Raw genomic sequence first — 19,547 nt, 5'->3', positions numbered from 1 at the left:
TCCTAATTCGTAATAATGGACATCAAACTCTTTAACACATAAACTAATATCCTTCATAATACCCCCTGTTTAGAATTATTTATATTTGTTTATTTTTACACATTTTTATAATATCCCTTCTTCCACTATCCTGCACCGTTAGCTAAACAACTTCCTTTATTTCAGAAAATAATATCAATATTAATCAAGTTCCATATTTCTTTGATTAGTTTCCCATCAAGATTTACTTTTTGAAGTAAATCTTCAGCATCCTCTCCAATAATTTCACTTGCTGAATCATAGAACTTCCAAAACATAAACTGACCTGTTCCACGACCTATATAGTAGCTTTCCTTCTTATAAATGAAATGAATCTCTCTACCTGTACTTAAATCGTCAAGAAATTTTTTATAGTTGTAATCATTCATAAATCTCCCCCCTTTATTTAACGCTTCTTCCACTAACCTGCACCGTTAGTTTAAGTACATTTCATCACAATCTTTATAGTGACATTAACATAAATATCCAATAAAGAATCATCTAACCTTTAAGAAATTTACAGAGAAGGGAAGATATTAATCAAACTTTATTACAAATTTATATAGACTAAACTAATAAGAGGATATTATGTTCAATACATGAGCATATATCCTCTTTTCCTATGCATATTATATTCGTTAATTAGATGTTGAAAATATCTGTTTAAAATATCGTATAGTATGTATACCATAAACAAGAACGTACGTACGTTCGTTACCTACTTTGGGAACGTAGCCCACAGCTGGAGGCGTGTGAGGTCTTTAGACAGAGCATTAATATCTTTGGCTATTCGTAACAAGTAGTGGAAACTAATTTTTAAAAATTATATTTCACTACGTATTTGAAACATATCGTGGAGAAAGGAATTACTATTATGATTAATGTATATGTGGATGATTTAAGAGATTGTCCGATTGGTTTTGTCGTGGCAAGAACGTTTCAAGAAGCCATTCACTTACTTGAAACTCACGAAGTAGATATACTTTCTCTTGACCATGATTTAGGAGAAGATCTACAAGGTAATCTATTGCCAACAGGTTATGACTTAGTAAAATATATTTGTGAAAAAGGGTTACGGGCAAACAAAATATATCTTCATACGGACAACCCTGTTGGTAGAGAGAATATGTATCACACACTGCATGGAGCGAAACGAAGAGGTTTCATTGATTCAGATATTGAAATTTACCACTATTCTATTACCGAAAATAAATATACCGAATAAAGTAATACTAAACAATTCAAACAAATAGTTTAGTAAGAAAAAGAAAAATAATGGGCAGTCCACTACTTATAGATGGGGAGTAAAATCAAAGAGTTACGTAAAGAGCATAACCTTACACAAACCAACCTCTCTCTGAAATTAGGTGTGACTTCCACTTATATAGCTTTAATTGAACAAGGTCGAAGAGGCGGTGCTGACAAATTCTTGCTTAAAGTAGAGAAATTTTTCAAATTGAAACCGAAAACACTACTAAACTTACGTGATAACCAAATCTCAGATAGTTTTCAAAAAGTAGAACACAAACCAATAACTAATCATTCCCCTGATTATATTCGACTTTTAGTAGATGCTCTTTTATCCTGCGGTGAGGATTACGTAAAACAAAAGGTCGCTGATTGGTTAAAGGAGCTACAAGATGACTTGTTTAATCGATTAACGCCTTACGAATTAGATGAAGTAAAGAAGCACGTCATTGCTGTTACAAGAAATTGGGTTGAAGAAACGAAAAGTAGTGAGACATTTGAAGATGATTCTCATATTATTAAAGGGTATATTACTCAAGATGAACACAAACATTTCTTTTCCCTTGAATTGAATAGTTGTGCTATAACACTTAACTTACTAAACAAGGACCAACAAAAAGTTCAGTATTTTGAGGATTGGTTAGGAACGTGTAGTATTAACTATTCACTATCACAACAGTTACCTTATTTTCAAAAGGAAGAGGAGGTATCTTATTACTTATGGTTTAATCCACAGGTTTCTATTACAGATATGTATAGATACTTAAAGGATCTTCCTACCAATATTAACACCATGAAAATTGAAGAGCCTCGTCTCAACTGGTATATCCATGAATTAAATAGTAAAGATAGAGAAACCTAGTTAACTAAAAATAGGATTAATACAAATCAGAAAAAGCCTTTCACTCCACAATGGAATGAAAGGCTTGAATCATACTATTCAATATTATGGTTGAGGTTTTGTTTGATGTGGTTTTATGTATGCTCATACTATAACAAGTTCTTTAGTCTATCATACCTATTCTGTGAAATACACCCATAACGCAAAAAATAATGGCTAATACAACATTCACAAAGGTAATAACGTAAAGCCATCTCAGTTGTCGTTAAAATACCCACTTACATCAATTCGCTTACAATGAATCACTCATTAACAACAATGTCCTTATCTACTAATGAAAATTAAAAAAAGTAGGGGAAGAAATCGATTGATTCCTCACCTACTCCCTGCAAGTTTAGACAGTTGATTACCATGAAAAATTAAATTGACGTTCTGATTTTTCAATTACATAATCAACAACAGCTGCTACAACTGCAACTAGTACTACTTTTAGTTATTCACCCCACATACATTTGCCCTCCTTTCAAGTTAGCTTGCACCGAGTTCACTCACGACAGTTATATAATAATGTCGTCAGTTTTTAGGCACACAAAAATAGCACATGCTATGTGTCGCATGCACTTCTCTTTTTCTATGCAATGGGCATTTACTAATGTCGTCAGTTTTTCATTAGAAATGTCGTGAGTTCACCTAAAAACCAACTAATCCCCTAATACCAATTTTTCTAAATACGCAATGTATTGACGGATGATACTGCGAAGTTTTACATCTTATATTCGATTAAGCAAGTTAATAACCAAACTTCATACGGTGGTAATCTGTTCTCTTTTCGGGACACAGAAAATACAAATAGTAATTACCTTCTGCATCTGTATAATCTACTGAAGATGTTACAATAGGTTCTAGCAATGGTGCTAGTATCGCTTGGGAAAAAGTGTTTCATCGATTTCCTCTTTCTCAAATAATAGTGATTCATAACCTAATTCGTCTATTGAGATTGATTTTCCTATTAACTTATTCATGCCTTCTATAAAGCGTTGTAATGCTTCCATCATCTTAACCTCCTTTTATTTACATGTATCCCGATTCTTTTAGTGAACGAAAACCTATTGATGTGCAAATCAAATGATCCACTACATCGATGCCGATGATTTTACCTGCTTCTACAAGTCTTTCTGTTACAGCAATATCTTCAGGTGAAGGTGCATTGTCATCGGATGGATGATTATGAATAGCTAGGATACTTGCACTGTTAGAGAGAATTGCTGCTTTCATGACGTCGCTAGGTTGGACAATGCTGATATTGATGGAACCGATGTGTACCATTTGAAAACAGTTGATATCGCTACAAGTGCTTAGACAAGCGATAGCGAACACTTCTCTGTCACTATCCCCGACTATCCCTTGAAATATTTTGTAGGCATCATGAGGTGAACGAATACGTCTTTTTCTTTGTAAGGTATTGTTTTCTCACGAACTAACTTCACCTGTACAATGTCTATAAGCTTTATAGGTAAATGATGTTTTTCTTCCATATGAATCCCTCCTTCAAATGTAAAAAGCCTTTACTCCTGTAGAAGGAATAAAGACTCATAAATTTCTATATCAATAATATATTAACTGTTTGAAGTGTGTGTTATTACGGTTAGTATTGTTTTACCTTTTATTAAAATATATTAGTCCCTATTATAGGGTAATTCTATCGCCAAGCACCTTTATTTTGATAACCCCTAATCTTCAAATTAGGAATATTCGTGATAAGATTCATGTAGCACTGTTCGCCTACCTTACTATTACTGGCTCTCGGCAAATTTAAATGTATATTTTGTGAATTTGCTTTTTATGTATGATTATGTTAGAAAGAGCAATCCAACAGATATTGTAAATTATACTAATAAAAGCCCTTGTACAAGATTTCTCTCATACAAGGACTTTTAAATATACTCTAGTAAAAATCTATCAAAGTATAAAACTATATTATTTAACTGTAATAGTTAAACCAGTAAGAACTGCTCCATGAGCTGTTGGAATTGCAGTATCTTTAATTGTTGCTGAAGATAAAGTAATTGTATTAATTACTGAGCCTACTGCAAATTGTTGTGCTGCAGGTGAAGTTAAAGTAAATACTAATTCTTTGTCAGTTGAACCAGCTGCAACAGCACTAACCGCTACCGAACCAGCAGAACCAGCTGTTGTAAAGTCGATTGTACCAGTGTCTGTTCCACTTAATACTACTGACTCACTGAATGTTACTGTTAACTCATTTTTAGAAGCATCAAATTTAGCTGAAGCTACTGTTGGGTCAACAGTATCTTTAACTGCTACTAATGCAGTTCCCAACGCTGATTTTAATGTAGCCGCTGTAAGTACACCCGGAGCAGCTCCGTTTTGTGTAGCTAAGCTATTTAATACTGCTTCTTTTTCTGTAGCAGGTAATAGGTTATATGCAGTTAAATCTAATAGTAAAGCTGCTTTGTTAGCATCTAAAGCTGCTGTAGCCGCTGCAAATTTTGCATCTCCTGTTGCTAATGGTGTTCCAGCATTATAAACATCTACTAATTTTGCTTTTACTGCGTTAAGTGCTGCTGTTTGAACATCTCCAGTAGTTACTTTACCAGCTTCAAATGTTGTTACTGCAGAATTCACAAGTCCTTTTTGAGTATCAAGAGTTGCTTTAGTTGGAGTTGTGTGTGTAGTTATTGCTGCATCATATTGAGCTTTAGCTGTTGTGATAACACCTTGTAATGTATTTTTAGAACCTGGAGCATATTGACCTAGTGCAGAACCTTCAACTGCTGAGTCATGTTTAGCTTGTGCTGCATCGATTGCTGCTTTTAATGCTTTAGCAGAGTCTGCACGTTCGCTAGCTACAGTTACTGATGTACCCAGAGTATTTGTTAAAGATGCAATAGTTTGTTGTGAAGTTAAAGTACCAAATACAACACGTGCAATTTCATCTTGATCTACTGTTAATAAGTTAGAGAATCCTACAATACCTTGTAATGCATTTTTCACTGCATTTTGGTTTGCAGAAGCATTTACATTGTTAACTACTGTTTGATTTACAACACCTGTACCAGTTCCACCAGTTGAATCATTATTACCTGCTACTTGTTTTGATTTAGAAGAGCTGTCAACGTTAATTAAACGAAGTTCAGTATTCTTTAAGCTGATACGATCTTCTAAAGAAATTGCAGTTTCAAAGCCTGCTACATTAGTTGCAGTTAGGCGGTTGAAGTCTGTTTGTGTACCAGTGAAGTAAGTGTTATTTTGGTCGTATCTCACGATTTGGTACTTAGAAGTGCCATCTACTAATACTAATGCATGACCCCAATCTGCTGCTCCATCAACAGTTTGGTAACCTTTAACAACACCTGTTACTTCAGTTGCTGCTGGAGTTGCTTCTACCCATTCAGAAGTTGCTGTACCAGCTGAGTAGTAGCTATTATTTGTTGACCATTGGCCATTTACATTTTTAACAGTTGTAACGCTTCCTACAACATTTAGTTTACCAGCAGTTGCATTTTGTAGTTGTAAAGCAATCTTTTTAGGATTTACTCCTACATTCGCTTTACCAGTTACTGTTACAGATTGACCAGCAGCAATGCGTACTTGGTTATTAGAACCAGTGTGGTTAGAAATGTTATCAACTGTGAAGTTTGTTGGAGCTAGTGTTAAATCTACTGCACTGTTACCAGTGTTAGAGATTGTATAAGTTACACGGTCAATAGCAAAATCATTTTTACTATATTCTTTACCAGCTTGGTCTAATAATGTAATTTCGTAGTTTGGTTGTTGTAAACCAGTACCAGTTACTCCGAAAATACCAGTTACATCAGAAGTATCTTCTAGTTCTGCACCAGCGATAACCTCATTACGGAATACAACTGATCCAGCAAGTTTGAATGATTCTTCTTTTTCAAGTGTACCTTGAATGTTAGAAGCTGAGTTAATGTCAACCCATACTACTGGAGTTGCACTTACTTCAGTTTTGTCAGCACGAACATCAAATTTAGCTTTACCATCTTTGTCAAGTTCTAGAGTGAATACTCCAGCTTTACCAGCGATAGGTTTAACTTTATCGTTGTTAACGATGTATGCTTCAGTATTAGTTGTGATGCTACCATCGATTAATTCGTTTAAAGCAACTGTTACTGTACCGCCAGCATATGGTTTACCGTCAGCTTTTAATACTTCTAATTCATAAGTGAATGGTTTACCAACTACTGCTTCAAATTGTTGTTCTTTGTTGAATTTGAATGTGTAAGCTCCACCAACAAATTTAGTTTCTTCAGCTACTGCTTGTAAGTCACGAGCATCTAAACGATCCCAACCTGAAGTATTTAATCTATCGCTGTCTTTATATACGATAGGAGTTACAGCAGTGTTTGAACCAGTTACTGTGAATGTAGCTTCACCTTTATCATTTGTTTTAACTAATAAAACGCGTTGGTCAGTTTTTGATTCAAATGGTTTTACTGTAGCACCTGTAGCAGCATCTGTAGCTACTGCATTAGTATCGTTAGTTACAGACTCATCGATGTTTTCTTTGAATGTAACTTTTAATTCTTGGTTTTTCATTGGAGTACCAGTTACTGGATCCACGTAAGTTGCTGTATAAGTTTTAGCTTTACCGTTTTCTAAAGTAGTACCTTCTTTAGAAGTAAGAGTTAGGATTGGTTTAACTCCCCAGTAAACTTTCGCAAAGCTACGGTTAGCAGGGTTACCAGTTGCATATGCTACAACTTGGTCTTGACCAGCATTGTATTGAGTATAAGTGTAAGTAGCAACACCGTTATCATCAGTTTTCACTTCAACAACTTGTGATTTGTTTAGTGAACTTTTTTGTTCAGAGTTCAGTGCATCGTATGGGTCAACGTTAAATGTTACTGGGATACCAGCTTTAGCTTGACCTTCTGCAACTTTAACTTCAGCTTTAAGTGTTACTTGTTGACCAACAACACCTTGTACAGAAGTTGTAGTTACATTAACTGCAGTTGGAACTACAGCACCGATACCTTTGAATTTACCGATTTCTTCAGCGTTAAGAGATACAGTGTACTCTTTGTCAGCTGTTTGAGCTTCAGTAGTTAAAACAACAACTTTTTTGTTTGTTTGTTTAACAGCTGCGTTTACAACTTTTAAATCTTTGATTTCGAACTTAAGACCATCTACGTTATCTTGTTCTTCGTCAAATGTTACTTCAACAGTTGTGTTGTTGATAGCTTTAACAGAAGCGTCTACTGGAGTAGTAGCATCAATGTTGATTGTACGGTATAAGAATGAAGCGAATTGACCGCGAGTGATAGAGTTAGCTGGGTTGAATGCTTTACCTGGTAGAGTAGCAGCATTTGTAAGTTCAGCATATTCTAAAGCAGTGATAGCTTCACGTTGTTCAGCAGAGAAAGCTTTGTCTAAGTCAGAGATTTCGCTCTTGAATTTTTCAGCTTTGTACTCTTTTACTAGATCTAGGTCATAGATTTCGTTGATAGCACGCACTAAAACAACTGCCATTTGTTGACGTTGCATAGTTTGAGTGTAGTTTAAGTTGCCGTTTGAACCAGCGAATACGCCTGCATCTTTAGCAAGTGCAGCATATTTTACTAATTCTTTTTCAGCTGTTAATGGAAGATCGTTGAAGCGTTGTTTTGTATCCCAGTCAGCTGGAGCTTCATAACCTTCAGATTCTAACCAACGGCCTAATAATTTAACTACTTGACCACGGTTGATAGTTTGGTTTGGTTTGAATGTGCCGTCAGCGTATCCATTGATGATACCTGCATCAGCAAGAGCGTTGATAGCTTCTTCGTGAGAATTGCCCTTTACATCTGTGAATCCTGCTGCAGATGCCACTGGTACGATAGCAGATGCTACTAATGTAGCTGTAGCAGCTGTTGCTACGAATTTTTTGTATTTCTTTGGTTGGTTAGCCATAGAAAAATTTCCTCCTCTAAGTTCATAAATTATGTCTCTACTACAAATACATAGAAATGCAGTAAATAAACAACTACACATAAAAGTATAGTTGTATCCCTAAAAGTTGTCAATCATATTTTGGGAAAGTTTCTAATTCATTTCCGGAAAAACATGGACATGCAACTCTCTTTTACCATTGTTATCTATTTACGCTGATTTTTCAAGTGATATTACACATCTTTTCCAACAAGAATATGGTATGTGAACCTTAAATGTTCAATGTTTTTACAATCATATCCAATTATAGGTTTTATATCTATTTTTAGTGGTATTAAAATTGGTAATCTTTTTTGCTTCTATGGAAATTATAGTGGCTTAATATTTGAAGGTGTTCCGGTGAATTATTGAGGGATCTTTAGACAATGCAATCTATGTTTTTAGACTCTCTAAGCGTAGAATAATATTTTTATACACGAAAAAAGCTCAAGCATATAAATGCTTGAGCTTTTTTCGCTTGGGCTACCAACCGTTGTTTCCTTGCAGGGAATTCTATTTATTTCATAGAGGAAATTCCTATACACATACAGTCTAACACTTTCAATATAAAACAACAATACCATTTTTAAAAATTATTGCCGTTTCTGCCTTGCCACTTCCAATAAAAATAATGGAAGTGCTATTTGACGCTTGATACGCTTCGGTTCTTTCATTAAACGATAAAACCATTCAAGGCCAAATTTTTGGAAAATCTCCGGTGCACGTTTAACTGTACCTGCAAGCACATCAAATGATCCACCCACGCCTTGATAAATGGTTGGATGCAATTGATCGCGATTTGCATTAATCCAGTTTTCTTGTTTTGGACTTCCCATTGCTACAAAAAGTAAATCAGGTTGTGCTTCATTAATGCGGTCAAGTACCTTCTGTTCGTCCTTTTCATAGCCGTCCTGTGTGCCGGCTATTTTAATAGAAGGAAATAATGATTCTAGCTTTGCTTTTGCTGCATCTGCTACACCTGGTTTCCCTCCATAAAGGAAAATAGGCTTGCCACGTTTTGCCGCTTCCTCGCAAAGCTTCATCATCATATCGACGCCTGTAACACGTTCACGAATTTGCCCTTTTTGAATTTTGGAAGCAAGAATAACCCCAATACCATCTGGAATTTGAAATTCCGCTTCGTTAAGCAGCTTCTTTAGAGCAGGGTCTTCTTTTGCTTTGATAATTTTTTCTGGATTGATGGCAACAACGAGCGCCTTTTGTTTTGTTTCAATACGCTCGAATGCCATCTCCATTAATTCATCGTAGCCTTCCGTATTGACATTGATGCCAAGTACTGTTTCTTTCATCGGTTTTTCGCATCTCCTAAAAGGTGGAACTGGAAGCCTGCTTCTTCCCAATTATCGCGTTTTAAGCAGTTTTTCGTATCGAAGACAATTTTTGATTTTGCTGTAATTTCTGCAGCGTTTAATGCTTTGAATTCATTATGGTCCGTTAAAACAACAATGATATCTGCATCTTTTGTTGCTTCTTCTAAGCTTTGTGTTTGTGTAGCATGTTTGTTTTCTTTAATGTGTGGATCGTATGAAATAACTTCTAATCCAAGATTTTGTAACTCGTCAATAACGATTGTAGATGGACTTTCGCGCATGTCATCTACGTTACCTTTGAAGGCTAGTCCAAGAACAGCTACTTTGCCACCAGCAATTTTGTTTTGATTTAAAATTGCTTGTGTTTTTTGTGCTGTGAAGCTTGGCATACTATCATTTGTATTACGAGATAAGTGAATAAGTTGTGCTGTCTCGCCACCTAGCTCAACTAGGAACCAAGGGTCAACCGCGATACAGTGACCACCTACACCAGGACCTGGGAAGTGAACATTTACACGTGGGTGATAGTTCGCAAATTTAATGGCTTCCCAAATGTTTACGTCTAGCTTCTCTGCTAATTTTGCAAGCTCATTGGCAAACGCAATGTTTACATCACGGTAAGTGTTTTCCATTACTTTTACTAACTCAGCTGTTGTTGCATCTGTAAGGTGGATTGTTCCATTCACAAATGTTTGATAAAGCTCTTTTGTCATTTGTGCAGACTTCTCATCAATACCACCAACGATACGGTCGTTGTTCACTAATTCTTCAAAAATACGACCTGGAATAACACGCTCTGGTGAATGTGCTACAAATAAATCTACACCAAATTCAAGATTAGCCTTGATCAACTCTGGTAGCATAATGTTCTCTACAGTTTTCGGTGGTACTGTCGATTCAAGAATGACAAGGTCACCTTTTTTCACGAATGGCACGATAGAAGCCGTAGCTTGACGTACATATTCTAAATTCGCTGTATTATCAGGATTAATTGGCGACGGAACAGCAACGATAAACACGTCCGCTTCCTGTGGTGTCGTTGACGCCGTTAAGAAACCTTCATCAACTGCTTTGTTCAGGCGCTCTTGCAATCCATTTTCTTCAATATGAAGTTTTTTCTCTTGAATACTTTTTACTGCTGCTGGGTTTACGTCCACCCCATGTACTTTTATGCCGTGGTTGGCAAACATTACAGCCGTTGGTAATCCGATATAACCAAGTCCAACGACACAAATTGATTTCGTCATTCTCTATTCTTCCTTCCGTTTCAAAAACGAGTAGTTATATTATATGTTCTTTAAATGCATGCTGCATTTTTGTTCTGCATTATAGTATACATCTTTCAAGGGAAAGTGTGAATCAATTTGTTATTTCAAAGCTGTTTTCTGTGTCCGATTAGCAAAAATTTTGTTAGTTAGCGGCGGAATTGAGCGTGTTTATCAGCGGTTTTTGGGATTTATCAGCGATTATAATGATTTTATCAGCGATTCTCAAGGTTTATCAGCGATTATGCTGGTTTTATCAGCGATTATGCTGGTTTTATCAGCGATTCATATATAAACCAGACAATTTGTACCTTGAATTTTTATTAGATCCACCACGTGGCAACTGTAATTTTTGTAATATACGTTTTGCAACATGCTCGCTTTCAATCATCAAAAAATCCCGACATTCACGGTTCGTTATCGTCTCACCTACAAGCATATAATAATCTTTTAGCGACTGTACATGAGCATCGCGACATCGATGTTGACACATCTGACAATGCCAACCTATTTTCAATTTCTGCATCCCAAACCTACCACAGTTTTCACAATAAACACCCCGTTGCAAAGCAGAGGCATCAATTTGATAGTACTGGCAAAGTGGAAATGGAGTTCTGTTACGCAAATGTGACAAAATAATGTTTTTGATTTCTGCCATTGTTTTCGTCTCTTTACTTTTCTCTAAATGTTTATGCAGAAATATCGGTAGCTCTTTTGCCATTAAAATTGGCAATCGTCCTTCCTCTCGATGAATATTTGCATTATTAAAAGGAAAAACAACGGCTCCATAAATAGGTATCGAAACATGTTGAGCGTCTAAGAAATGTTTCATACCTTGAATATACTGTTCAAGCTGTATTTCAGGATGCGTAAAAACATGAACCTCTCCAGAATCCGATGTACGAATGAGCTGTCGGGGGTCATTTTTAAAATGTACCGTTCCTCGTATATTTTTAATTTCTAATAGAATAATAGCGTTGGGGATAATGAGTAAAATATCAATTTGCATGGGTAAAGCAGAGGGAAGTGTTACATTGTGGAGAATGTAGCAATCATTGAGTAGTGCTATTTGCTGTAGTTCCTTCATAACATACTGCTCACCAAAATCACCAGCTTCTTTATTTTTAAGTTCCTGCTGAAAATTTTGATATTGTGGGTGCGTGGGGTGCAACCGAGTCACAAGTGCTTGAAGTCCTTTGGTCAACGGTGATGGTGCGTAGGATTTTATGATCAATCAATTCTCTCCTTTTCTATTTAAATTTTCATAGGTTCATTAGCTATTATTGGATCCTCTCAGCGATTATAGCACGTTTAACAGCGGTTTTGCGATTTAATCAGCGGTTTTCATTTTTTATCAGCGATTGTCTCTTCTTTATCAGCGATTACTCCACTTTTATCAGCGATTGTCTCTTTTTATCGGCGATTACTCCACTTTTATCAGCGATTGTCTCTTTTTATCAGCGATTACTCCACTTTTATCAGCGATTGTCTCTTCTTTATCAGCGATTGTTCCACTTTTATCAGCGATGTTGTCTTCTTTATCAGCGATTACTCCACTTTTATCAGCGATTGTCTCTTCTTTATCAGCGATTGTTCCACTTTTATCAGCGATGGTCTCTTCTTTATCGGCGATTACTCCACTTTTATCAGCGATGTTGTCTTCTTTATCAGCGATTGTTCCACTTTTATCAGCGATCTTCTCTGCTTTATCGGCGATTACTCCACTTTTATCAGCGATGGTCTCTTTTTATCGGCGATTACTCCACTTTTATCAGCGATTGTCTCTTTTTATCGGCGATTGTTCCACTTTTATCAGCGATGGTCTCTTCTTTATCAGCGATTATTGCACTTTTATCAGCGATGTTGTCTTCTTTATCAGCGATTTCTCCACTTTTATCAGCGATTGTCTCTTTTTATCAGCGATTACTCCACTTTTATCAGCGATTATTGCACTTTTATCAGCGATCTTCTCTGCTTTATCAGCGATTGTTCCACTTTTATCAGCGATAGTCTCTTTTTATCGGCGATTACTTCACTTTTATCACAATCCAAACGAAAAAAGGAATCACCTTTAGTATCGGGGATTCCTCATTGTTCCGCTTTCGAGTAGTTTTAGGATTGATTGTGCTTGTTGCATGTGTATTGCTAGTACGTATTGGCTTGCCTGCATTAAAATTTGTGATTTTACCATATTCATCATTTCTTTTGCGATATCTGCATCACGAATGCGAGATTCGGCGTCTTGTAAGTTTTCTGCCGTGTTTACGTTCGCATTGTATGCGTGCTCTAGGCGATTTTGGTAGGCACCTAGTCTTGAGCGCTCGTTTGACACACTTTTTAAAGCCTCGTCCATTGTGGAGATCGCTTTATTGGCATCCTCACGAGTTGCAATGGATGTGTTACCGTCCAAGCCAAGTGCTCCAGCACCCATATCGTTAATAAACAGTTCGATGCTTTGACCTGAGTTGGCACCTGCCTGTATTTTAATACCGTTTGCAGCATAATCCCCATTTAGTAATGTCTTTGTATTAAACTCAGTGTCCTTCGAGATGCGCTGGATTTCTTTTTTTAATTCCTGAAATTCCAAATCGAGTTTCTTACGATCACTATCCGTTAATGTGTCGTTGGACGCCTGTACTGCGAGCTCGCGCATGCGCTGAATCATATCATGTGTTTCATTTAGTGCACCCTCTGCTGTTTGAACAAGTGAAATACCATCCTGGATATTTTTCGCCCCCATGTTCAGTCCGCGAATTTGCGCCCGCATTTTTTCGGAAATTGCAAGTCCTGCTGGATCATCCGCAGCGCTATTGATGCGGTAGCCTGAGGATATTCGAAGCATGGCCTTGCTCATTGCATCGTAATGTCTATTCATATTATTTAAAATTGACAATCCTGTTGCTGACCATTTTCCTAGCATAATTTCACCACCCCTATTGTTATTTATATCGGTCTACGTTCTATTTTTTTTAGTTTATTTTGGTAATGTATTCTAATTTAATAGGTTATATATAGTAATGATTTTTAATTCATTTTCGCAATCTAGACTTTGTACCCATATATATATAAAAGCACCCGCTTCTCACATGTGAAAAGTAGGTGCTTAATTGAAATACCGTGTATTCAATTTTCGAAACCTCCGAGTTGATGGCTCTTTTGTTGTAGAAGTTCAAAAAATAGAGCTTTATTATTATCTAGTAATGCCTGGTCGATTAAATAATCTATGTTTTTCTGCTCCAATTCTGCAATGAGTTGATCTACTTCGCCAACAGTCACTGATGAAACAAGTGGTAACTGAGGCTTAGGTGTTGCACTTTCAAGAATCGGTGTTAGATGCTCATGAACATTTGTAATTAATAATAATTGATATAATGGCAGTCGGATAAAGCGATTCCCCTTTTGGAAAACAAATACCTCAGATATATTTTCAATTTGCTGTGTATTCAAGTTGATAATCATCTCTTTACCTTCGATGGGAATGAAATGGAAAATCTCATTCTCTTTTAAAATAGAGAAATATTGATAAGCAAACACGAGACGTAGTTTGTCTCCTGTGATTTTTGTGTAAAATGGCTTCATATATTGAACTTGCATCATCCTTCATCCCTCCCTATTTATCTGATTATTCAGATTTTAACACATATTAATTATCTTGTTAACTATCTTCTCCTTGATTTTTTTCTTTCGAATCATTCAGCTTATCATGTACGCATTTTAATCGTATAATGGAAGGACAGTCTTTTTTCCTTCATCACTTAAATGTCCACTAGCTATACATTTTGAAAGGAGTGAGGTTATGGCATTGTCTATTGCCCAATTAGCTAAGGAACATCAAGAATTTATCCTTGCCAAATTACAGGAAGCTGAACAGGCGTTACATCCTTCCTCTACTGAAGACGAAGAGCTAGTGCGTCGTGCTGTTTTTTCAGTGCGGAACAAATCAGTTGTCTTTGAACGTTTTAATGGAGCAAGTTCTATATTATATGCAAGCGTACAGGATGTCAGACCTGCCTCTGTAGAAATTGATTTTGCCAAAGAGGAGTTGAGCTGTAACTGTCCTCAGCTGAAATGGTGCAGACATCAGGTTGGCGCATTGCTTGCCCTCTATCAGTATTTTGACTCGGTGCAAAATTGGTCGAGTGCTTGGCGTGCGCAAAAATCAGTGCAATTAAAATCATTGGCAGATGAGCGGAGTCCAGAAAGCTGGCAATTGATGGTCAATGAAGTCATGAAACGTTTATTGCCACCTGGGCGTATTCTAGAAGGGTATGGCCTTTCTGCTATACGGACAGATGCATTAGAGAGACTTCAACGGCATATGCCTTTCGAACGCGAGTGGCAGCCACTTTATAAGCTTTTCATGGAGCTATCCATCTTTAATACAATATGGCGCCATTTAAATGAAACAAAAGGACATTCGTTGGATTCTCCTTATATGAAATATTTTATTGATCAAAGTGTTCAATCATTCGAAAGTATATTGACGGAGCTGACTGGTCGATCACGACTTTTTGCTACTGATCCATTTTATGATGCAATTCAGGAATTAGTGCGAGAGTGTTTATTCGAACGACAAGGATTGTTTGCTGAACGACTACAAATTTATATGCTGCTTTGGGCAGTGCTTTTTTACGAGAAGCCGCGTCGTGAACAGGAATTAGCACTGATAAATAACCTTGAGAATCCTTCACCTGAGATATCCTTGCAGTCATTACAACTACTATTTTATGTGCTGCTACAAAAAGAAAGTTTATTACAGGACAGCATTGCACATATTGATGTACAACATATGCAGGACCTATTTGAGCTGGCTACTTTTGCAAAACGGGCTAGCGAATCACATGCACAGTCAATTATTTTACGTGCGATGTTACCATTTACCGAAGTCTTTTTACAGCAAACTGTGCCAGTTGTAAAACGTGCTCAATATGTACGGCAATTTCAGCTTTTATATGAAGACATGCAGCTAACGGAGGAAGAAGAAGCTACATTATATAGTGCATTTGGCGTTTACGGGCTACAACCGTTTTCGTTCTTTCTTATTAAAAAAGAACGCTATCGTGAATGGGCAGCCCTCCATCAGTTAAATCTCTCCTCTCTTTCTTATTTAGAAATGTGTGGATTAAAGGATGTGCTTCAGGTTTCTCCAGCAACAGTACTGCCCTTATACCATCTATACGCCATGGCTGAAATTACACAAAAATCACGGATGAACTATAAGCAGGCTGTACGAATCTGGAAAAGTATGCGCAGTGCAGCAAAGCGTGCTGGTAAAACTGCTTATTTTGAAACATATATGCAAACAATTCGTGCAGAGTATAAACGACTTCGTGCATTACAGGAAGAAATTGAGAAAGGAAACTTAGTATGATAACTTATAATGCTCCTTCCCCGTTTTCAAAAAAACTACAGCTTCGTATTAATGCAGCACAGGAAGGATATTTTACGTTACAGGGATTTACTGCTGATGGTGCAGCAATAGAAGCAGACTCACTCATTTCTTCATTATTTTTTAACTATGAAGCGAATGTCTATGGTTTATTAACCAATCGTTCAGAACTTACGGTTGAAGTTTCAACTTCTGATCTCCTTGATATTTTTTCACAGCGCTATTTGCATCCTTTTATTGAATGGCAAGGCGTGAATACAGAAAGTCAGGAGTGGCTAGAAAAAGCGTCGGCATTACAAACATATTGGCAGGAGTCCTCGCTCTGGTCATACGCAGTTATTGCCGATGATTTTTCTTCGCTTACATTCCCTATAGACGATATAGATACAGCATTATTAGAAGTGGCAGTGCACCAAAAACTAGCACAAGCAGGTCTTGTACTGTCTGATTTGCCAAAGCTAATGCCATTTTTCTTGCGTGGTGGCTGGCCATTAGAGCAGGAACGACAAGCAGGTGCAGTTACTGTCTCCCTACGTCTAAGTGAGCCTGAGGAAGATTCTGATGTTTGGCTTTTAGAAACAGTACTTAGCACGGCTACAACTAAAAACTACTGGACGCCTGCTATGCGAAAGCAGTCACTACCAATTGCTAAAGCTCTACCAGCAAAATGGGAAATGTATGCTGATGCTATTGAACAACAACAAGGGCAAATTGTAGATCTTCTTTCTATTGAAGATTTATCTAGTGATATTTTCATTCGTATTATGCTTGAGGATTTACAAGTTCGAACATTTTTACGTGAGGATTTAGCAAGATTACAGGCACTCGGCTTTGACGTTGTATTACCTGCTTGGCTAAAAGATTTAAAACAATCAAAAATGCGTGTTCGTGTAAGCACTGGTAATGTAGCGACAAAGAAGGTTGCTGGATTAGATGATATTTTAACGTTCAAATGGCAGTTTTCTATGAATGGACAGTCCATTTCACCTGAGCAATTTAAAAAGCTTGTGGATGAGAAACGCGAATTCATTCGTATTGGTACTGAATGGTTTCGAGTCGATGCGAACTGGATGCATGAAATGCGTACATTGATGCAGCAAGCAGAGGATGAAAGCTGGACCGTTCGCGAATTGCTATTTCGTGAGCTACCTGAGGATTTATCATTACCTCTTGAAGAAGAGGATGCCGATGATGAAATGCGAGATGACCCGATTTTTGCATTTGAATTGCAACAATCGCTTAAATCCTATATGGAGCAGCTTCAGGAGAAAAAAGGGCTTCCAACAGTACCAATCTCTACATCTTTGCAGGCTGAATTACGCCCTTATCAGCATGAAGGCTTTGAATGGCTCGTCTTCATGCGAGAACAAGGCTTTGGTGCATGTCTAGCAGATGATATGGGCCTTGGTAAAACCGTTCAGCTTATTTCATATCTGCTTCATCTTTATGAAACAATTGAGGATACAAAGCCATCCATAATTATTTGTCCTACGTCAGTGCTAGGCAACTGGCAAAAGGAACTAGCTCGTTTTGCTCCTTCCTTGACTGTGCATACGCATTATCAGGCGAATCGAGCAAAGGAGGATGTTTTTAAACAGCTAGTAGCAAGAGAAAAACCACATGTGATTTTATCTACCTATGGAACGGTATCACAAGATGCTGAGTTTTTACAGGAAGTCGAATGGGCAACAGTTGTACTAGATGAAGCTCAAAATATTAAAAATATGCAAACGCTACAATCAAGGGCTATTCGCAAATTACATGGTACGCATCATATTGCTTTAACAGGTACACCAGTCGAAAACCGTTTATCAGAGCTATGGGCAATTTTTGACTTTATCCATAAAGGCTATTTAGGTAGCTTCGGTCGCTTTAACGAAGAATTTATTTTACCGATAGAACGAGATGAGTCAGAGTCACATAAACAGAAGCTACGTGCAAAAATTCAACCGTTTTTACTGCGACGTACAAAGCGTGACCCACACTTACAGCTTAACTTACCAGATAAACAAGAGTCTCATGAGTATTGCCCATTAACAACTGAGCAAGCATCCCTCTATGAAGGATATATATTAGAGACGCTCGATCAGCTGGAACAATTAACAGGCTTTCAAAAAAAGGGACGCGTCTTAAAGATGCTCAGTAAGTTAAAGCAATTATGTAATCATCCTGCCTTGTATTTAAAAGAACCTTTCGAGGATGCCGAATCAATGCTAAATCGTTCTACGAAATTAGAACGTATTGTGCAAATGACTACAGAAATCGTAGACAACGGCGAGCAGTGCCTCATATTCACACAATATATTGGAATGGGGCAATTACTACAGCATTGTTTTAGTGAATTATATAATATTGATGCACCGTTCTTAACTGGTGCAATGCCTAAGCAGCAGCGTGACCGCTTAGTAGAAGCTTTTCAGGCAGGAGCTTTCCCAATATTTATACTTTCCTTAAAAGCAGGTGGAACAGGGCTAAATTTAACAGCTGCAAATCATGTATTACACGCAGATCGATGGTGGAATCCAGCCGTTGAAAATCAAGCGACAGACCGTGCATATCGAATTGGTCAAACACAATTTGTGCAAGTGCATAAGTTTGTGACAATTGGTACCATCGAAGAGAAAATCGATAAAATGTTGGCCCAGAAATCTGCTTTATCAGAAGAACTTATTCAATCAAGTCAGTGGTTAACTGAGTTAGAAGATCACGAACTTCGCGATTTAATGAAGCTCGATTATTAAAAAAAGTGTATATGCGCCAAGAGCCCAAAGTTCTTGGCGCTTTTTTTCAGTGGATATTGCCGTTACTTCTTCCCTACTTACTTCATATTAATATTTAGTTGTGTTTAAAATGCTCATTGCTGTGCGGTCTTCAGCAATGAACTGCGTTATGAAAAGGTATACATCATTCCTTTCTAAATTGATTACGGTGCAAGTAAATAGAAGGAAAATGGCGGATCAGACAACTTGTCACTTGCCCCGTATGTACCATTTAAAACTGCTATATTACTGGTAATTGTACTTCTGCCTCAGGTAGCACAAAATCCTTTAAGCTGTCCTGCTCATCAGGTGGCTTTGGTAACACAATAGAACCGTCACTATCCCTTGGCTTAAGCTGATAAAATCGGACATCTTCTACGACTACTTCCGTTATAAAAACCTTTGTGCTTTCTTCATTTATAAATGATCTTGATTGAATACGACCATTTGCCCCAATTAATGAGCCTTTTCCGCAATATTTGACGATATGCTCTGCAAGCCTTCCCCATACTGTACAAAGAATAAAGTCAGCATCGACTTCCCCACGACTGTTTTTGTAATTGCGATTTATGGCTAGGGAAAAATGTGTTTGCACGCGATTTTCAGATAAGTGCCGTAACACTGGATCCTTTGTTAACCTTCCAACCAGTCCGACTTGGTTCATTGATTCACCTCCTTTACTTTTGATTGCTCTCATCTTACAAAAATTAATCCCGCATTGGCAAAAGTCGATTTTTATCATTT

16 protein-coding genes are annotated in these 19,547 nt (G+C 37.2%); 5 read left to right on the top strand and 11 right to left on the bottom strand.

Translation table 11 applies throughout. The annotated features are described in order from the left end of the window. Positions 1–161: 161 nt before the first annotated feature. A complete protein-coding gene (locus ACQKNC_RS17605) occupies positions 162–407 on the bottom strand; it encodes a hypothetical protein (RefSeq protein ID WP_427426044.1) in 246 nt (81 codons plus the stop codon). A 485-nt stretch (positions 408–892) separates the two neighbouring features. Here ACQKNC_RS17605 and ACQKNC_RS17600 point away from each other — a divergent pair, with 485 nt between their 5' ends. Next, positions 893–1,243, top strand: coding sequence for a cyclic-phosphate processing receiver domain-containing protein (locus tag ACQKNC_RS17600; RefSeq protein ID WP_377662788.1), 351 nt, complete (start codon positions 893–895; stop codon positions 1,241–1,243). Between the two features lie 72 nt (positions 1,244–1,315). Continuing rightward, the gene (locus ACQKNC_RS17595; protein ID WP_427426043.1) at positions 1,316–2,128 is read left to right on the top strand and encodes a helix-turn-helix transcriptional regulator; all 813 of its coding nucleotides are present in this window, start codon (positions 1,316–1,318) and stop codon (positions 2,126–2,128) included. A gap of 893 nt (positions 2,129–3,021) precedes the next feature. On the opposite strand, the gene ACQKNC_RS17590 is transcribed toward ACQKNC_RS17595, so the two are convergent. From ACQKNC_RS17590 to ACQKNC_RS17560, 7 genes are all read right to left on the bottom strand, one after another. Continuing rightward, positions 3,022–3,159 carry a hypothetical protein gene (locus ACQKNC_RS17590; protein WP_427426042.1) on the bottom strand — a complete coding sequence of 46 codons (138 nt, stop codon included), beginning with the start codon at positions 3,157–3,159 and terminating at the stop codon, positions 3,022–3,024. Positions 3,160–3,178: 19 nt separating this feature from the next. After that, a complete protein-coding gene (locus ACQKNC_RS17585; RefSeq protein ID WP_427426048.1) occupies positions 3,179–3,508 on the bottom strand; it encodes a JAB domain-containing protein in 330 nt (109 codons plus the stop codon). Further along, entirely contained in the window at positions 3,505–3,642 is a 138-nt protein-coding gene (locus tag ACQKNC_RS17580; protein WP_427426041.1) for a hypothetical protein, read from the bottom strand. Before ACQKNC_RS17580 ends, ACQKNC_RS17585 begins: the two co-directional genes overlap by 4 nt. A gap of 442 nt (positions 3,643–4,084) precedes the next feature. After that, positions 4,085–8,041 (bottom strand): S-layer homology domain-containing protein, encoded by a 3,957-nt coding sequence (locus tag ACQKNC_RS17575; protein ID WP_427426040.1) that lies wholly within the window; start codon positions 8,039–8,041, stop codon positions 4,085–4,087. Positions 8,042–8,652: 611 nt separating this feature from the next. Further along, a complete protein-coding gene (locus tag ACQKNC_RS17570) occupies positions 8,653–9,369 on the bottom strand; it encodes a WecB/TagA/CpsF family glycosyltransferase (RefSeq protein WP_427426039.1) in 717 nt (238 codons plus the stop codon). Further along, positions 9,366–10,637: a nucleotide sugar dehydrogenase gene (locus tag ACQKNC_RS17565; protein WP_427426038.1), complete on the bottom strand. Its 1,272-nt coding sequence runs from the start codon at positions 10,635–10,637 to the stop codon at positions 9,366–9,368. The genes ACQKNC_RS17570 and ACQKNC_RS17565 overlap by 4 nt, the downstream gene beginning before the upstream one ends. A 295-nt stretch (positions 10,638–10,932) precedes the next feature. Continuing rightward, complete coding sequence (locus ACQKNC_RS17560) at positions 10,933–11,889, bottom strand: nuclease-related domain-containing protein (RefSeq protein ID WP_427426037.1); 957 nt, start codon at positions 11,887–11,889, stop codon at positions 10,933–10,935. A 169-nt stretch (positions 11,890–12,058) separates the two neighbouring features. Here ACQKNC_RS17560 and ACQKNC_RS17555 point away from each other — a divergent pair, with 169 nt between their 5' ends. Continuing rightward, a complete protein-coding gene (locus tag ACQKNC_RS17555) occupies positions 12,059–12,730 on the top strand; it encodes a hypothetical protein (protein ID WP_427426036.1) in 672 nt (223 codons plus the stop codon). Here the strand turns inward: ACQKNC_RS17555 and ACQKNC_RS17550 are convergent. Together ACQKNC_RS17550 and ACQKNC_RS17545 are read right to left on the bottom strand one after the other, a co-directional pair. Further along, positions 12,727–13,575: a flagellin gene (locus ACQKNC_RS17550; protein ID WP_427426035.1), complete on the bottom strand. Its 849-nt coding sequence runs from the start codon at positions 13,573–13,575 to the stop codon at positions 12,727–12,729. The genes ACQKNC_RS17555 and ACQKNC_RS17550 overlap by 4 nt on opposite strands. Positions 13,576–13,778: 203 nt before the next feature. Next, a complete protein-coding gene (locus ACQKNC_RS17545; protein WP_427426034.1) occupies positions 13,779–14,252 on the bottom strand; it encodes a transcriptional regulator in 474 nt (157 codons plus the stop codon). A gap of 199 nt (positions 14,253–14,451) precedes the next feature. Here ACQKNC_RS17545 and ACQKNC_RS17540 point away from each other — a divergent pair, with 199 nt between their 5' ends. Continuing rightward, complete coding sequence (locus tag ACQKNC_RS17540; RefSeq protein WP_427426033.1) at positions 14,452–16,026, top strand: hypothetical protein; 1,575 nt, start codon at positions 14,452–14,454, stop codon at positions 16,024–16,026. After that, a complete protein-coding gene (locus ACQKNC_RS17535; protein WP_427426032.1) occupies positions 16,023–18,785 on the top strand; it encodes a DEAD/DEAH box helicase in 2,763 nt (920 codons plus the stop codon). Before ACQKNC_RS17540 ends, ACQKNC_RS17535 begins: the two co-directional genes overlap by 4 nt. A gap of 259 nt (positions 18,786–19,044) precedes the next feature. Here ACQKNC_RS17535 and ACQKNC_RS17530 read toward each other — a convergent pair whose 3' ends face one another. Continuing rightward, positions 19,045–19,467 carry a single-stranded DNA-binding protein gene (locus tag ACQKNC_RS17530; protein WP_427426031.1) on the bottom strand — a complete coding sequence of 141 codons (423 nt, stop codon included), beginning with the start codon at positions 19,465–19,467 and terminating at the stop codon, positions 19,045–19,047. Positions 19,468–19,547 lie beyond the last annotated feature (80 nt).

Origin of the sequence: Lysinibacillus sp. NPDC094177, from assembly GCF_050279145.1 — a bacterium.
Classification (GTDB): domain Bacteria; phylum Bacillota; class Bacilli; order Bacillales_A; family Planococcaceae; genus Lysinibacillus.
Note: the sequence above shows the minus strand (reverse complement) of the source record. Positions and strands in the feature narration are given on the sequence as shown.

Excerpts from the sequence above, each read along its gene's own strand:
- ACQKNC_RS17590 (WP_427426042.1), bottom strand. The coding sequence starts at position 3,159 with ATGGAAGCATTACAACGCTTTATAGAAGGCATGAATAAGTTAATAGGA.
- ACQKNC_RS17600 (WP_377662788.1), top strand. The coding sequence starts at position 893 with ATGATTAATGTATATGTGGATGATTTAAGAGATTGTCCGATTGGTTTT.
- ACQKNC_RS17595 (WP_427426043.1), top strand. The coding sequence starts at position 1,316 with ATGGGGAGTAAAATCAAAGAGTTACGTAAAGAGCATAACCTTACACAA.
- ACQKNC_RS17580 (WP_427426041.1), bottom strand. The coding sequence starts at position 3,642 with ATGGAAGAAAAACATCATTTACCTATAAAGCTTATAGACATTGTACAG.
- ACQKNC_RS17565 (WP_427426038.1), bottom strand. The coding sequence starts at position 10,637 with ATGACGAAATCAATTTGTGTCGTTGGACTTGGTTATATCGGATTACCA.
- ACQKNC_RS17545 (WP_427426034.1), bottom strand. The coding sequence starts at position 14,252 with ATGATGCAAGTTCAATATATGAAGCCATTTTACACAAAAATCACAGGA.
- ACQKNC_RS17530 (WP_427426031.1), bottom strand. The coding sequence starts at position 19,467 with ATGAACCAAGTCGGACTGGTTGGAAGGTTAACAAAGGATCCAGTGTTA.
- ACQKNC_RS17575 (WP_427426040.1), bottom strand. The coding sequence starts at position 8,041 with ATGGCTAACCAACCAAAGAAATACAAAAAATTCGTAGCAACAGCTGCT.
- ACQKNC_RS17535 (WP_427426032.1), top strand. The coding sequence starts at position 16,023 with ATGATAACTTATAATGCTCCTTCCCCGTTTTCAAAAAAACTACAGCTT.
- ACQKNC_RS17605 (WP_427426044.1), bottom strand. The coding sequence starts at position 407 with ATGAATGATTACAACTATAAAAAATTTCTTGACGATTTAAGTACAGGT.
- ACQKNC_RS17550 (WP_427426035.1), bottom strand. The coding sequence starts at position 13,575 with ATGCTAGGAAAATGGTCAGCAACAGGATTGTCAATTTTAAATAATATG.
- ACQKNC_RS17570 (WP_427426039.1), bottom strand. The coding sequence starts at position 9,369 with ATGAAAGAAACAGTACTTGGCATCAATGTCAATACGGAAGGCTACGAT.
- ACQKNC_RS17540 (WP_427426033.1), top strand. The coding sequence starts at position 14,452 with ATGGCATTGTCTATTGCCCAATTAGCTAAGGAACATCAAGAATTTATC.